General features: G+C 60.1%; 15 protein-coding genes. 9 read left to right on the forward strand and 6 right to left on the reverse strand.

Annotation, left to right across the window (positions count from 1 at the left end):
* The 3 genes from CJF39_RS04370 (at position 1) to CJF39_RS04380 (ending at position 2653) form a co-directional block, all read left to right on the forward strand.
* Complete coding sequence (locus CJF39_RS04370) at positions 1 to 678, forward strand: response regulator transcription factor (RefSeq protein ID WP_094992318.1); 678 nt, start codon at positions 1 to 3, stop codon at positions 676 to 678.
* Between the two features lie 129 nt (positions 679 to 807).
* Positions 808 to 1239, forward strand: a complete 432-nt coding sequence (locus CJF39_RS04375) for a Spy/CpxP family protein refolding chaperone (protein ID WP_094992319.1) — start codon at positions 808 to 810, stop codon at positions 1237 to 1239.
* A gap of 79 nt (positions 1240 to 1318) precedes the next feature.
* A complete protein-coding gene (locus CJF39_RS04380) occupies positions 1319 to 2653 on the forward strand; it encodes a sensor histidine kinase (RefSeq protein WP_094992320.1) in 1335 nt (444 codons plus the stop codon).
* A 39-nt stretch (positions 2654 to 2692) separates the two neighbouring features.
* Here CJF39_RS04380 and CJF39_RS04385 read toward each other — a convergent pair whose 3' ends face one another.
* Positions 2693 to 3259: an NAD(P)H nitroreductase gene (locus tag CJF39_RS04385; RefSeq protein ID WP_094992321.1), complete on the reverse strand. Its 567-nt coding sequence runs from the start codon at positions 3257 to 3259 to the stop codon at positions 2693 to 2695.
* A gap of 119 nt (positions 3260 to 3378) precedes the next feature.
* Between CJF39_RS04385 and CJF39_RS04390 the strand changes: the two genes are divergently transcribed.
* From CJF39_RS04390 to CJF39_RS04400, 3 genes are all read left to right on the forward strand, one after another.
* Positions 3379 to 4833 carry a TrkH family potassium uptake protein gene (locus tag CJF39_RS04390; RefSeq protein ID WP_094992389.1) on the forward strand — a complete coding sequence of 485 codons (1455 nt, stop codon included), beginning with the start codon at positions 3379 to 3381 and terminating at the stop codon, positions 4831 to 4833.
* A 12-nt stretch (positions 4834 to 4845) separates the two neighbouring features.
* Positions 4846 to 5598, forward strand: coding sequence for a helix-turn-helix transcriptional regulator (locus tag CJF39_RS04395; RefSeq protein ID WP_094992322.1), 753 nt, complete (start codon positions 4846 to 4848; stop codon positions 5596 to 5598).
* A gap of 77 nt (positions 5599 to 5675) precedes the next feature.
* Positions 5676 to 6566, forward strand: coding sequence for a DMT family transporter (locus CJF39_RS04400; protein ID WP_094992323.1), 891 nt, complete (start codon positions 5676 to 5678; stop codon positions 6564 to 6566).
* On the opposite strand, the gene CJF39_RS04405 is transcribed toward CJF39_RS04400, so the two are convergent.
* The gene (locus CJF39_RS04405) at positions 6560 to 6847 is read right to left on the reverse strand and encodes a SelT/SelW/SelH family protein (RefSeq protein WP_094992324.1); all 288 of its coding nucleotides are present in this window, start codon (positions 6845 to 6847) and stop codon (positions 6560 to 6562) included. The two genes, CJF39_RS04400 and CJF39_RS04405, sit on opposite strands and share 7 nt — an antisense overlap.
* A 72-nt stretch (positions 6848 to 6919) precedes the next feature.
* Between CJF39_RS04405 and CJF39_RS04410 the strand changes: the two genes are divergently transcribed.
* Positions 6920 to 9103, forward strand: coding sequence for a patatin-like phospholipase family protein (locus tag CJF39_RS04410; RefSeq protein ID WP_094992325.1), 2184 nt, complete (start codon positions 6920 to 6922; stop codon positions 9101 to 9103).
* A gap of 49 nt (positions 9104 to 9152) precedes the next feature.
* Here the strand turns inward: CJF39_RS04410 and CJF39_RS04415 are convergent, their stop codons facing one another.
* Both CJF39_RS04415 and recQ read right to left on the reverse strand, forming a co-directional pair.
* Positions 9153 to 9587 carry a MarR family transcriptional regulator gene (locus tag CJF39_RS04415; RefSeq protein WP_094992326.1) on the reverse strand — a complete coding sequence of 145 codons (435 nt, stop codon included), beginning with the start codon at positions 9585 to 9587 and terminating at the stop codon, positions 9153 to 9155.
* A 117-nt stretch (positions 9588 to 9704) separates the two neighbouring features.
* The gene (gene recQ / locus CJF39_RS04420; protein ID WP_094992327.1) at positions 9705 to 11834 is read right to left on the reverse strand and encodes a DNA helicase RecQ; all 2130 of its coding nucleotides are present in this window, start codon (positions 11832 to 11834) and stop codon (positions 9705 to 9707) included.
* Positions 11835 to 12106: 272 nt separating this feature from the next.
* Between recQ and CJF39_RS04425 the strand changes: the two genes are divergently transcribed.
* Positions 12107 to 12694 carry a YecA family protein gene (locus CJF39_RS04425; protein ID WP_094992328.1) on the forward strand — a complete coding sequence of 196 codons (588 nt, stop codon included), beginning with the start codon at positions 12107 to 12109 and terminating at the stop codon, positions 12692 to 12694.
* Between the two features lie 7 nt (positions 12695 to 12701).
* Positions 12702 to 13100 carry a YbaN family protein gene (locus CJF39_RS04430; protein WP_170942639.1) on the forward strand — a complete coding sequence of 133 codons (399 nt, stop codon included), beginning with the start codon at positions 12702 to 12704 and terminating at the stop codon, positions 13098 to 13100.
* Between the two features lie 32 nt (positions 13101 to 13132).
* On the opposite strand, the gene CJF39_RS04435 is transcribed toward CJF39_RS04430, so the two are convergent.
* The gene (locus tag CJF39_RS04435; RefSeq protein WP_094992329.1) at positions 13133 to 13735 is read right to left on the reverse strand and encodes a tRNA-uridine aminocarboxypropyltransferase; all 603 of its coding nucleotides are present in this window, start codon (positions 13733 to 13735) and stop codon (positions 13133 to 13135) included.
* Positions 13736 to 14019: 284 nt separating this feature from the next.
* Complete coding sequence (locus CJF39_RS23465) at positions 14020 to 14145, reverse strand: PA1414 family protein (RefSeq protein ID WP_262373483.1); 126 nt, start codon at positions 14143 to 14145, stop codon at positions 14020 to 14022.
* Positions 14146 to 14309 lie beyond the last annotated feature (164 nt).

Genomic DNA, 14309 nt, shown 5'->3' on the forward strand with positions numbered 1-14309 from the left:
ATGAGCGACCTGTTACTGATAGATGATGACCAGGAGTTGTGTGAACTCCTGACCAGTTGGCTGAGCCAGGAAGGCTTTCATGTGCGCGCCTGCCACGATGGTTTGAGCGCACGCAAGGCATTGAGCGAATCAAGCCCCGACGCCGTAGTTCTGGATGTGATGCTGCCCGACGGCAGCGGCCTGGAACTGCTTAAGCAATTGCGTAACGACCACCCGGAGCTGCCGGTGCTGATGCTCTCGGCCCGGGGCGAGCCGCTGGACCGCATTCTGGGGCTGGAGCTGGGGGCCGATGATTACCTGGCCAAGCCTTGCGACCCGCGGGAGCTGACCGCGCGCCTGCGTGCCGTGCTGCGACGCAGCCACCCGGCGCCCGCGTCAAGCCAGATGGAGCTGGGCGACCTGTGCTTCAGCCCCATGCGCGGCGTGGTCACCCTCAATCAACATGACATCACCCTCACTGTCTCCGAAAGCCGCATCCTCGAAGCGCTGCTGCGCCAACCGGGCGAGCCGCTTGACAAGCAGGAACTGGCGCAACTGGCGCTGGGCCGCAAACTGACATTGTATGACCGCAGCCTGGACATGCATGTCAGCAACCTGCGCAAGAAGATCGGCCCTCATCCGGACGGTCGCCCGCGCATTGTGGCACTGCGCAGCCGCGGGTATTTCTATAGCGCTTGATGCGCGTGTGTAAACCCGAGGCAAACCCCTCTTTACTCAAGCTTTACGCTTGGCTGACAGCGCTTGACCTTGATGTCCCTAAACTGAGCGCATCCGGATTCACCGGAACGTACTAAAAGGAGACACACCATGCGTAAGACGCTTATTGCTTTGATGTTTGCTGCAGCTCTGCCAACCGTCGCAATGGCCATGCCGGGTAGCGAAGGCCCAATGGGTCCACGTCACGGCAGTGAACACCATGGTCGCGGCGACGCACCTTACAGCCAACTGGACTTGACCCGCGAACAGCGCCAGCAAATCGGCAAGCTGATGGGCGAGCAAATGCACGAACGCAAACAGTTGGTCGACAAGTACCTGGAAAAACTGCCAGCCGCTGATCAAAAAGCGCTGAAAGACGAAATCGCAGCCAAGCACGAAAAAACCCAGAAGGACATTCGTGCCCTGCTCAAGCCTGAACAGCAAAAGCGCTTCGACGAAATGCAAAAGCAGCGCGCCGAACGTAAAGCTGAATGGAAAGAGTTCAAAGACTGGAAAGCACAGCAAACTCAAAAAGCGCAATAATCCGCGCACATGCCAAGCCCAACGGCCTCCCAGCCGTTGGGCTTTGCGCGTTTCACTCACGTCATGATGAGGACCTACCGTGCGATCACTGTTTTGGCGCATTCTGGCCAGCTTTTGGCTGGCGATAGCCTTGGTCGCCGGGCTGTCACTCTTGCTGGGGCACATGCTCAACCAGGACGCGTGGATTCTGAGCCGTCACCCCGGCATCTCGAATCTGGCGCAAGAATGGACCCAGCGCTATGAAACCCAGGGCGCAGACGCAGCCCAGGAATTCCTTGAGCGGCGCAAGCGCCGTTATCACATTGATGTGCAGGTGCTCAACGAAAGCGGCGACCCTGTGGTGCGCGGCACCTTCCCACGCCGGGCGGCTGCCTGGGAGGCCCGCCAGCATCCGGGCGAAGACCCGTTGCCATGGCGCCGCCTGACCGTCGAGTACACCAGCCCGCAAACAGCCGACACGTACCTGCTGATCTACCGCATCCCGCACCCAGAACTGGACGCCTGGCACCGTCAAAGCCTGATCTGGCCACTGAGTGCGCTGGGCATAGCGCTGGTGGTGCTGACCCTCTTCAGCTTGCTGGTGACCTTGTCTATCACCCGCCCGCTCAGCCGCTTGCGCGTGGCCGTGCATGACCTGGGACAAACCACCTACCAGCAGAACAGCCTGGCGCGGCTGGCCTCGCGGCGCGACGAGTTTGGTGTCCTGGCCACCGACTTCAACCGTATGGGCGCGCGCCTGCAAAGCTTGATCAGCAGCCAGCGTCAACTGCTGCGCGACGTGTCCCACGAGTTGCGCTCACCCTTGGCGCGTCTGCGCATCGCATTAGCGCTGGCTGAACGCGCAGGCCCCGAAGAACGCGAAAAGCTATGGCCGCGCCTGACCCGCGAATGTGACCGGCTGGAATCTTTGATCAGTGAAATTCTGGCGCTGGCCCGCGTAGACGCCGACCAGGCCAGCGCCGAGCACGTTGACCTCAACCCGTTGCTCAATAACCTGCAAAAAGACGCGGCCCTAAGCGCACCGGAGCAAAGGATTCAACTGGAGGCCGAGCCGGGGCTGAGCCTGACGGGCTGGCCCACTATGATCGAGCGTGCCGTGGATAACCTGCTGCGCAACGCGCAGCGCTTCAACCCGTCCGGCCAGCCGATTGAATTGCGGGCGTATCGTGAAGGCGAGCACATCAACGTTAGCGTGCGCGATCACGGCCCGGGGGTGGCGCCCGAGCACTTGGCCCAATTGGGCGAGCCGTTCTTTCGCGCGCCCGGCCAGACAGCCGCAGGCCATGGTCTTGGGCTGGCCATCGCCCGGCGCGCTGCTGAACGGCATGGCGGAAGGCTGATCGTGACCAACCATCCCGAAGGCGGGTTCATCGCCACGCTGGAGTTGCCGTTGATACCTGACGGCAACCTGTAAAGCTGCCTCGCACGGCCGGTCAGCGCGGGCGGGTGGCGATCAGTTGGCCGCCGACCACACCTTTACAAATTCGGCAGTATCGACCTTGGGCGCATCGCGCATTTCTTTGAGCGGTGTGCCGAGGTACAGGAACGCGATGATTTCTTCGCCTTCTTGCAACCCTAAAGCGGCCGTGACCAACGGTGCATGGGACAACTCGCCCGTGCGCCACACAGCGCCAACGCCTTGGGCATAAGCCGCCAGTTCAATGGCGTGCGCCGCACAGCCAGCAGTAATCAACTGCTCGGTTTTGGGCACTTTGACGTGATCCTGCAAGCGCGCAATCACCACCACCACCAACGGTGCGCGCAGGGGCATGGCACGCGCCTTGTCCAACGCAGCCTCCGTCACCTCGCCACCCTGGGCCTGCACGGCCTGCGCCAGGACTTCACCCAAACGGTTGCGCGCATCGCCTTCGATGCTCAAAAACCGATATGGGCGCAATTGCCCGTGATCCGGCGCGCGCAGGGCGGCCGCAAACAGTACCTCACGTTGCTCGGCCGTGGGCGCCGGTTCAACCAGACGCGGGGCAGAAACACGATTGAGCAAAGCGTCGAGAGCCTCCATTGGCCACCTCCTGAAGAAAATGTGCGGCTATTCTAACGGTATCTCCTCAATGTCTGGCGGTTTACATAGCCGGGCCCACAGGTAGAATGGCGCCCCTCTTTCATGCCCGAGCTGACTTCATGGCGTTGCCGACTCTACGCATCATTGGTTTTGTAATCGGCATCTTCCTGATTACGTTGGCAATCAGCATGGCCGTGCCCATGCTCACCCTGGTGATTTACGACCATATGGGCGATCTGCCGTCCTTTCTGTGGGCCAGCCTGATCACCTTCATCGCCGGCCTGGCACTGGTGCTTCCGGGCCGCCCCGAGCAAGTACACCTGCGCCCCCGTGACATGTACCTGCTGACCGTGTCGAGCTGGCTCATCGTGTGCATCTTTGCTGCGCTGCCGTTTTTGCTCACCCAGCACATCAGTTACACCGACTCGTTTTTCGAAAGCATGTCCGGCATCACCGCCACCGGCTCCACTGTCTTGAGCGGGCTGGACACCATGTCCCCCGGCATCCTGATGTGGCGCTCCATGCTGCACTGGCTCGGTGGTATCGGCTTTATCGGCATGGCGGTGGCGATCCTGCCGCTGCTGCGCATCGGTGGCATGCGCCTGTTCCAGACCGAATCCTCTGACCGTTCCGAAAAAGTCATGCCGCGCTCACACATGGTTGCGCGCCTTATTGTTGCGACCTACGTCGGTATTACGATCCTCGGCAGCCTCGCATTCTGGTGGGCCGGGATGAGCGTGTTCGATTCGATCAACCATGCCATGTCAGCCATTTCCACCGGCGGGTTCTCGACCTCCGACCAGTCGCTGGCCAAATGGTCGCAACCGGCGGTGCACTGGGTGGCCATCGGCGTCATGATCATGGGCAGCATGCCCTTCACACTCTACGTCGCCACCCTGCGCGGCCATCGCAAAGCCTTGATCAAGGACCAGCAGGTGCAAGGCTTGCTGGGCCTGCTGCTGGTGACCTGGCTGGTACTGAGCGCATGGTTGTGGTGGACCACCGACATGCCCTGGTGGGACGCCTTCCGCCACGTTGCGCTGAACGTAACGTCAGTGGTCACCACCACCGGTTTTGCGCTGGGCGACTACAGCTTGTGGGGCAACTTCTCACTGATGCTGTTTTTCTACCTGGGCTTCATCGGCGGCTGTTCCGGCTCGACGGCGGGCGGCATCAAGATTTTCCGCTTTCAGGTTGCGTACATCCTGCTCAAGGCCAACCTTAATCAGTTGATTCACCCGCGCGCCGTTATCAAACAGAAATACAACGGCCATCGGCTCGACGAAGAAATCGTGCGTTCGATTTTGACGTTTTCATTCTTCTTTGCCATCACTATCTGCGTGATTGCACTGGCGCTGTCGCTGCTGGGGCTGGACTGGATGACGGCGTTGACCGGCGCGGCCAGTACGGTGTCCGGCGTGGGTCCCGGGCTGGGCGAAATCATTGGCCCGTCCGGCAACTTCGCCAGTCTGCCGGATGCGGCCAAGTGGATCCTGTCGTTGGGCATGCTGCTCGGGCGGTTGGAGATCATCACCGTGTTCGTGCTGTGCATCCCGGCATTTTGGCGGCACTGACCGGAGGTCTCAATGGGCCACATTCTTTCCCTGCGCCACTACCATGAAGACGTGATTGCTCACGTTCATGAACATGCGCAAATGGTGATCAATGTGTCCGGCGCCCTTGATTTTGAAGTCGAGGGTCGTGCCAGCCTGTTGCGCCAGCAACACGTCATGGTGATCCCTGCCGGTGCCCACCATGCCTGCGACAGCCCACAGGGCAGTCGATGCCTGGTGCTGGATGTGCCTGACGAGCAATGGCTCGACGACACGCTGGGTACCCACGCCGAGGCCAGTCGACGCTTGCTGGGCACCGCAGCCCAACACACCCTCGACCCGCGTCAAGAGCAACTGGTGCAGTGGCTCGCCGCAAGCCCGGTAGCAGACCCGTTGATCGCCCGGCAAGGGGCGATCCTGTTGCTCGCCAGTTTGAACGCCTCCAGCCCTGCCCCGGGTAAACGCCTGCCTTTTGCCACGCTCGATGCCTACATCGATCAGAACGCTGCTTACCCGCTGCAAGTGGCCGATCTGGCACGTGTTGCAGGTCTGTCCTGCGCCCGTTTACACAGCCGCTTTCTTAGCGAGTGCGGGCAAACGCCTATGGACTACGCTCGCCAGCGCCGTTTGCGTCACGCGTTGTACCTGCTGCGCCAGACCTCGCTGGCAGTGGGTGAGGTGGCCAGCCGCGTCGGCTACAACTCACAAAGTGCTTTTGCCGCGGCCATGCTGCGCGAGTTCGGCGCGTCCCCTCGCGCATTGCGCCGCGAGTCTGGCGACAATTAAGCCCTGTTTCGCGACAGACAACGGCTCGCCCGACACCCTAGACTGCACGCCAAGCCTGAAACGACTTAAGGATTGTAATGACTCCGCGTACCGCCTTGGGCGCCTTGCATATCGGCGCGTTGATGTTTGGCCTCACCGGCGTGTTCGGCAAACTTGCGGCGGCGTCGGCCAGTGTGATTGTGTTGGGCCGCGCCGGTTTCGCCGTCATCGCCCTCGCCTGCTTCGCCAGCCTTTCCCGGCAATCGCGCTGGCACCCGATTACGTTAAAAGACGCACGCAACCTGCTGCTCAGCGGATTGCTGCTGGCCGCGCACTGGGTGAGTTTTTTTATCGCGGTCAAGGTCGCCGGGGTCGCCATTGCCACCTTGGGCTTTGCCAGCTTCCCGGCGTTCACCGTGCTGCTCGAAGGGCTGATCTTTCGCGAGCGCATTCGCTTCAACGAAATCGTGCTGGTGGTACTGGTCAGCGTCGGGCTGATTCTGGTCACCCCCAGTTTTGACCTGGCGAGTCAGGCCACGGAAGGGCTGCTGTGGGCCATCGCTTCAGGTCTGACGTTTTCATTGTTGTCACTCAACAACCGCGCCAATGCCGGGCGCGTCCCCGCCGTGCAAGCGGCCATGTGGCAAAACGCAGTGGTCGCTGTGTGTCTGCTGCCGTTTGGCGCGCCGCAACTGAGCACCGTACGCCCGCTCGACTGGCTGTGGATCGGCCTGCTCGGCGTGCTCTGCACCGGCGTCGCCCATAGCCTGTTCGTGGCCAGCCTCGCGGTCATCAAGGCCCGCACGGCGGCCGTGGTGTTCGCGCTAGAGCCGGTGTATGGCATCACACTGGCGTGGCTGTTGTTCCACGAAACCCCAAGCCTGCGCATGCTGCTGGGCGGCGCGCTGATCATCATCGCGATTGTGGTTTCCAGCCGTATGGCCAGTGGACCCGTCCCGGCCAACGTGAAGCCGGACGCCGCTCACTGAGCCCGGTCGTTGTGCCCCAGGTCGCGTTGCGGGTCAATCTGGTCCCGCACCCGCTGCTTGAGTACCTTGGCCTCCGGGAAGCCACCGTCGGCTTTGCGCTCCCAGATCTGCACGTCGTCACAGGTGATGCGAAAGACACCACCAGTGCCCGGCTCCAGCGCCACACGCCCAAGGTCGTCCGCGAAGGTGCTGAGCAGTTCCTGAGCCAGCCACGCCGCGCGCAGTAGCCATTGGCATTGAGTGCAATACGTGATGACGATGTGCGGCTTGTTCATTGACATGATGTTCGAAAGCTCTTGAAGAGAAAGGCGCCGCTATAATAGCCGCCTTTGTCGCTTGCCCAGAGATTCAAGATGCGCCGCCTGCTTTGTTGTTTACTGCTTTGCCTGTGCCCATTGGTGCTGTTTGCCGCTGAAAAAACGCAGCCGAAAATCGGGCTGGTACTCTCCGGCGGCGCTGCCCGCGGGCTGGCCCACGTGGGCGTGCTCAAGGCGCTGGAAGAGCAAGGCATCCACATTGACGCGATCGCGGGCACCAGCATGGGCGCAGTGATCGGCGGGCTGTACGCCTCGGGGTACAAAATCGACGAACTGGAAAAACTCGCACTCGGCATCGATTGGCAAGAAGCGCTGTCCGACGCGCCGGCGCGCGAAGACGTCCCGTTCCGACGTAAACAGGATGACCGCGACTTTCTGGTCAAGCAAAAACTGAGCTTCCGTGATGATGGCAGCCTGGGCCTGCCGCTCGGCGTGATTCAGGGGCAAAACCTGTCATTGCTGCTCGAAAGTCTGCTGGCACACAGCAGTGATGTCCGCGATTTCGACAAGCTGCCGATCCCGTTTCGCGCCGTGGCCACCGACATCGTCAATGGCGAGAAGGTGGTTTTTCGTAAAGGCCACCTCCCGCAAGTGATCCGCGCCAGCATGTCGATTCCGGCTGTGTTCGCACCGGTCGAGATCAACGGGCAGTTGCTGGTGGACGGGGGCATGGTCGACAACATCCCCGTGGATGTGGCCCGCGAAATGGGCGTCGACCTGGTGATCGTGGTCGATATCGGCACGCCATTGCGCGGCCGCAAGCAGCTCAACACAGTATTCGACATCCTGAATCAATCCATCACGCTGATGACCCGCAGCAACTCCGAAGTGCAGTTGGCCTCCTTGACGCCCGACGACATCCTGATCCAGCCCGCACTGGCCAGTTATGGCGTGACCGACTTTGGCCGCTCGCAAGACATCATTGACGCTGGCTACCGCGCCACTCAAGTCCTCGCCACGCGCATGAGCAGGTTGCGTCAGCCGTCTGACGCACAGCTCAACGCCGCCCGTTCTCCCGAAGAGCGCACCCCGGTCATCACCGCCATCAAAATCGAAAACGACTCGAAAATCGGCGACTCGGTGATTCGCTATTACATCCGCCAACCCGTGGGCGAGCCGTTGGACTTGGGTCGCCTGCAGCGGGACATGGGCACGTTGTACGGGCTGGATTATTTCGAACAGGTGCAATACCGCGTGGTGCACAAGGGCAATGAGCGGACCCTGGTCATCAGCGCACGCGGCAAACGCAGCGGCACCGATTACCTGCGCCTGGGGCTGAACCTGTCCGACGACATGCGAGGCGACAGCGCCTTCAACATCGGCGCCAGTTACCGGGTCAACGGCATCAACACCCTGGGCGCCGAATGGCTGACGCGGGTGCAGATCGGCGATCAGCAAGAGCTGTATAGCGAGTTCTATCAGCCACTCGATGCGGGTTCGCGGTATTTTGTCGCGCCCTACCTGCATGCACAGTCGCAGAACGTAGAAGCCATTCTCGACAATGACCCAATTGCCGAGTACCGGCTGGAGCGCTACGGTTTTGGCTTGAACTTTGGCCGTCAAATTGGCAATAGCGGTGAGATTCGTCTGGGTGTTGGTGAAGCGTGGGGTAAAGCGGACGTGAGAATTGGCGAACGCGACCTGCCGAGCACCAGCTTCAACGAAGGCTTTTATGACATTAAGTACTCATTCGACTCGCTGGATAACGTGTACTTCCCCCATGAGGGCGAAGACATTGGCTTAAGCGTGCGTCAGTTCGACCCGGCGCTTGGGTCGGACGATCGTTACCGCCAGTGGGAATTCCACCTGGACAAAGCGCTGAGCGCCGGTCCCAACACATGGATTCTGGGTGGACGCTACGGACGCACACTGGACAAGGCCGAAGTGGTGACCTCCAGCTTCCTGCTAGGCGGTGCGCGGCAACTGTCCGGGTTCCGTCAGGACGCCATCTCAGGGCAAAACATCAGCCTGATGCGCGCCGTCTACTACCGCCGCCTGACGCCGCGCTCCTACTTGCCGTTTGATTTCCCGCTGTATGCGGGTGCCTCGCTGGAGCGCGGGCGCGCCTGGAACAACGACAATGAATTCGACAGCGGTTACATCAATGCCGCCAGCGTCTTTATCGGGTTCGACACACCATTGGGCCCGCTCAACTTCAGCTATGGCTTTAATGATGATGATCAGAAGGCGTTGTATTTGAATCTGGGACAGACGTTCTGACGTCTGGACTGCAAGGGCTGGCGCAGGCCCTTGCAGGAAAGGAGGTTGCTCAATTTTTTTCGAGGTTGTCCAGGATCCGCTTGTGCACCCGCATGCAGATCTGTTGTTCTTCTTCGGTAATGCCCACAAACAACTCCTGGCGCAGGGCCGAAGCAATGGCTTCAATCTGGCCAATCAAGGGCCGAGCGGTCTCACTCAAAACGATTTTTTTTGCCCGGCGGTCTTCCATCACAGCATGGCGCTGTACCAGGCCCTGCGCTTCCAGGCTGTCCAGCAAACGGGCAAGCGTTGGCCCTTCTACACCAACGCTTTGAGCCAGCTCGCGCTGAGTGGGCGCCCCTTCAAAACGGGCCAGATGCAACAGCACCAGCCAGCGCGCCTGCGACAACCCCAGACCCGCGAGGCGCCGATCCAGTTCGGCACGCCAACCGCGAGACATTTGGGCCAGTTGCATACCGAAACGGTGTTGATCGGTTAAAGGCATAAAAAACTCAATGATTAGACTGAAATAGAGTGAAACTAATTGTTAGGCAGCTAAGCATGGAGCCTGTTAATAGGCAAGACCCTGAAGTCACTGAAACGTTGCATATCGCTGTTTGATTTAAATTTCAAACTCCGATTGCAAGGCTGCGCGCACGCAATACAGCACACCTTCGGGTACCCGGCCCTTGAATTGCTCAGCGATGCTGGCCACGCTCGGCAGCTCGCCTTCACCGTCCAGGAAAGCGTCCTGGACTTCCTCCATGAGTGCTTCTGGCAGGTCCAGCGCCTGCTCGAGCGAGAGTTCCTGGCGACCAATGGCTTCAGCCAGCATTGTGTAAACATTCTTTTCAGAACACTGCAACTGACCGGCGATCTGCATCGGCGTCATGCCTGCACGGGCCAGGCTGATCAGCTCGTGGCGAATATCGGCCACCACTTTCGGCGTTTCGGCCTGCCCACCCAGTACTTCGAGGAATGCTTCGCCGTAACGCTCCAGTTTGCGCGCCCCAATGCCGCTGACCTTGGCCATGTCGGACAACGAGGTGGGCTGGCTGCGCAGCATTTCCAGCAAGGTTGAGTCGGGGAAGATGACGTAAGGCGGTACGCCGTGCTCTTCGGCCAGCTTGCGGCGCAGTGCACGCAGTGCTTCCCATTGTTCGCGCTCTTCGCCACGCACCAGCTGGCTGGCCGGGCTGGCAGAACTGCTGCGCACAGTGGTTTGCGGCTTGAGTTCGCGACGCAGTTCAAGGGTCACCTCCCCGCGCAGCAATGGCCGGCAACTGTCGCTCAAGCGCAAGCCGCCGTAGCCTTCGATATCAATATCAGCCAAACCACGGGCCACCAACTGTCGGAACAGGGTGCGCCACTCGCCTTCGGAACGGTCTTTGCCCACGCCAAAAACGGACAAATGCTGATGCCCAAAACTGCGGACTTTTTCATTGTCGCGGCCCAACAGCACGTCGATCAAATGGCCGGTGCCATAACGCTGCCCGGTGCGGTAAATCGCCGACAACGCTTGGCGCGCCGGCTCGGTGGCGTCCCAGGTTTGCACACCGTCGACACAGTTGTCGCAATGCCCGCAAGGTTGCGGCATGTCTTCGTCAAAGTAGGCCAGCAGCGTCTGACGGCGGCAGCGCGTTTCTTCACACAGGGCGAGCATGGCATCGAGCTTGTGATGCTCAAGACGCTTGTGGCGCTCGTCGCCCTCTGAGTTTTGCAGCATTTGCTTGAGCATCACCACATCTTGCAGGCCATAAGCCATCCACGCGTCGGCCGGCAAACCGTCACGACCGGCACGACCGGTTTCCTGGTAGTACGCCTCAAGGGACTTGGGCAAATCCAGATGCGCCACAAACCGCACGTTGGATTTGTCGATGCCCATGCCGAACGCGATGGTCGCGACCATGATCAGGCCTTCCTCGTTCAGGAAGCGCTTCTGGTTAGCAGCACGGGTCTCACTGGGCAAACCGGCGTGGTACGGCAGTGCCGGAAATCCTTGGTCGCAGAGGAACTGCGCGACTTCATCCACCTTTTTACGCGACAGACAGTAAACAATGCCTGCATCGCTGCGCCGTTCCGAAAGAAACGCCAGCAGCTGCTTGCGCGGCTGTTCTTTGGGCACAATGCGGTAAAAGATGTTCGGGCGGTCAAAACTCGACAGAAAACGCTCAGCGTCTTGCAGGTGCAGCCGGGTGACGATTTCTTCGCGGGTACGTTTATCGGCGGTAGCGGTCAGGGCGATGCGCGGCACCTGGGGGAACATTTCGGCCAACTGGCCCAACTGCAGGTATTCCGGGCGGAAGTCATGCCCCCATTGGGACACACAATGGGCTTCGTCAATGGCAAACAGCGCAATATCGAGGCTCTGCAAAAAAGCCATCATGCGCGGCTGCACCAGTCGTTCGGGCGCCAGGTAAAGCATTTTTACTTCGCCACGCTTGATCCGATTGGCCAGATCACGCTGCTGCTCAGCGCTCAGCGTCGAATTCAGTGAGGCTGCTGCCACACCGAGTTCTTCCAGGGTAGCGACCTGGTCGTCCATCAGCGCGATCAAGGGTGAGACCACCACCGCCAACCCGTCACGCAACAAGGCCGGAACCTGGAAGCACAAGGATTTTCCGCCGCCGGTCGGCATCAGCACCAACGCGTCGCCGCCACTGGCCACGCGCTCAATGATGTCACCCTGACGGCCACGGAAACTGTCGTAGCCGAAGATGTCTTTGAGTACGCGTTGAGCCTGTTCGAGCATAGAAACTCCAGAAATCGCTGAAACACCCCTGCGCACGCGGGGCGTCCGGCGCGGCCTCGGGCCCGTTCAAAGGCCCGGGCACACAGCGCGGGACGCACTGCATACAGCGCAGGGCATCACAAAACGCGGCAGTATACCCGAGCGCTCTACTGCGCAGGGCCTTGTGATTGCGTGACCGATCACCGGGAAGTGATGGCAAATGCGTGCTGCGGCTGGCCTGCGGGCTCAAGAAAGCCTAGAATTCGGCATCGTATATTTTCTAGGTAGTCCTAATGTCCTTCGCTGAGCAACTAACCCGCCTGCAAGTCTTCCTCGACGCTGACGATCTGCATGACGAGGCGCTGGACTACGTGGCCACCCACGGCTTTCTGACCGCCCTTTCCATCTGCGCTGAAGACGTTCCTGAGCGCGAGTGGATCGACGCTGTTTTCTCTGAGCCACCGCATTACAAAGACGACGCCCAGCGCGAAGAGATCGAAGCGACGCTGATTCAACTCAAGGCCCACATCGCCCGCCAACTGGCGTCCGACGAAGAGTTCGAGCTGCCGTGCGACCTGGATCTGGGTGATGAGCCGGACGATTCCGAGCTGCGCGGCTGGTGCATCGGCTTTATGGAAGGCGTCTTCATGCGTGAAGAAGCCTGGTTTGAAACCGCTGAAGACGAAGTCAGCGAAATGCTCCTGCCGATCATGGTCGGATCGGGCCTGTTCGACGAGCAACCCGAGTTCGAAGACATCGCCAAGGACGCTAACCTGATGGACGACATGATCGTTCAGATCCCCGAGGCGCTGACCGCCCTGTACCTGTTGTGCCAGGCACCTGATGAAAAACCGGCGATTCTCAAACCTCGTCATCACTGAGTGATCAGTGGCTAACCCCTTACCCGGCAACCGGCCCCGGTTGCTGCGCTACACACTGTTCGCCATCGGCTGGCTGAGTGTAGCGCTGGGGGTTATCGGTATCTTCCTCCCCGTCTTGCCCACCACCCCGTTTCTGCTTTTGGCCGCCGCCTGTTTCGCTCGCAGCTCCTCGCGCTTTTATCAATGGCTGGTGGATCACCCGCGACTGGGACCCTGGATACGCGATTACCTGGACGGCAACGGTATCCCGCTTAAAGGCAAAGTCTATGCAATCGGTTTGATGTGGTTGAGCATTGGCGTGTCGTGCTACCTGGTGCCGCTCCCCTGGGCCCGCGGCTTCATGTTGACCAGTGCAGTGCTGGTCAGCATTTACATCCTGCGTCAAAAAACCCTCGAAAAGCCCTGACTCTCCCTCACCTTCTGGTCGAGCCCTCCAACTCAAGCCTGCCCATGGTTACGCTGGAAGGTGTCGTGCCCCATCGCGGCAATCTGACCCTCGATCAATGCTTCAAACGGGCGCAGCAGGGGCGCAAAGGACTTCGGTGCTTCAAGAATGTCCAGGGTTTGCACAATGGCTTCCAGCGTAGACAAAGCCCCCGGCCCCGGTGCCTTGCGCAAGCGATAGCGCGAGACAGCCCCCGGCGCCAGCGTCACCCGCGGCAGTTGCGCCAACCGCGGATTGAGGTGCAGCAGCTTGCGTGCCTTGCGCCACGTGCCGTCCGGTACCACCAGCAACCATGGCCGAGTGTCCTCTGAAGAGGATGACGCCCCAATTAACTGTGCATCGTCCCCTGGGAATAACAACCGCACCTGATAACCCGGCGCGTTAAGCAGCACGTCCAGATCATCAAACGTTTCACCGACCCGCAGCTCGGCATTTATCAGCCCCAGCGCAGCCAGACGCGCCGTATTGAGTGCATGGTTGACCTCGCTCGGATGCTGCAGCAACAACACTCGGGTGCGGCTATCCAACCGTGGGATCAATTCACATAAACAGTGGGACTGGGGGCGTAAGCAGTGCGGGCAGTGGGCACGAGACATGGATCAAAAACTCTTCAAATTTGCAGCAGGAGCCTGGGCTTGATTACAGCGAGGGTGTTTATGTTCAAGGAGGGGGCGGATGTCAATAGACCGATCTACTGCACCTCGGCGACATCGGGGTGAATTACGCACGGGTCAGCCTGATGGCGTGGCAACTTGCCCCGGTGACCCGCACGGCTTGAGGGCTTTTGATTGACTCAATACTTTCTTCAGCGGGTGCGACGATGCAAGTCGTACCCGTTTTTTTATGACAGCCAACACCTGCAACCCGTGCAGGTGTGAACTTAGCGGCGGCGTTGCGGACGACGACGCGGTTCCTCGACCGGAATCGGTACAGGTTGCAGCGGCGGCTCAATCAGCCCAAGCGCTACGCCCAAGTCATGGAGCCAGCTTTGCAGTTTGTCTTTCATAGATCCCCCTTGGGGTGACGACGGCAACCCTTAATCCTTGGTCGCTTCGTACAGATAATAGTCCTAAGTCCTACGCAATGCTTGCCAGAAGTCAATGGACTTTAGGCTAATCTCGCACAACTCTAACTCATGCCAATGCAGCAAGTTGCACTGAAGGCATTACG

It is taken from the genome of Pseudomonas lundensis (assembly GCF_002269125.1).
Lineage (GTDB): Bacteria > Pseudomonadota > Gammaproteobacteria > Pseudomonadales > Pseudomonadaceae > Aquipseudomonas > Aquipseudomonas lundensis_A.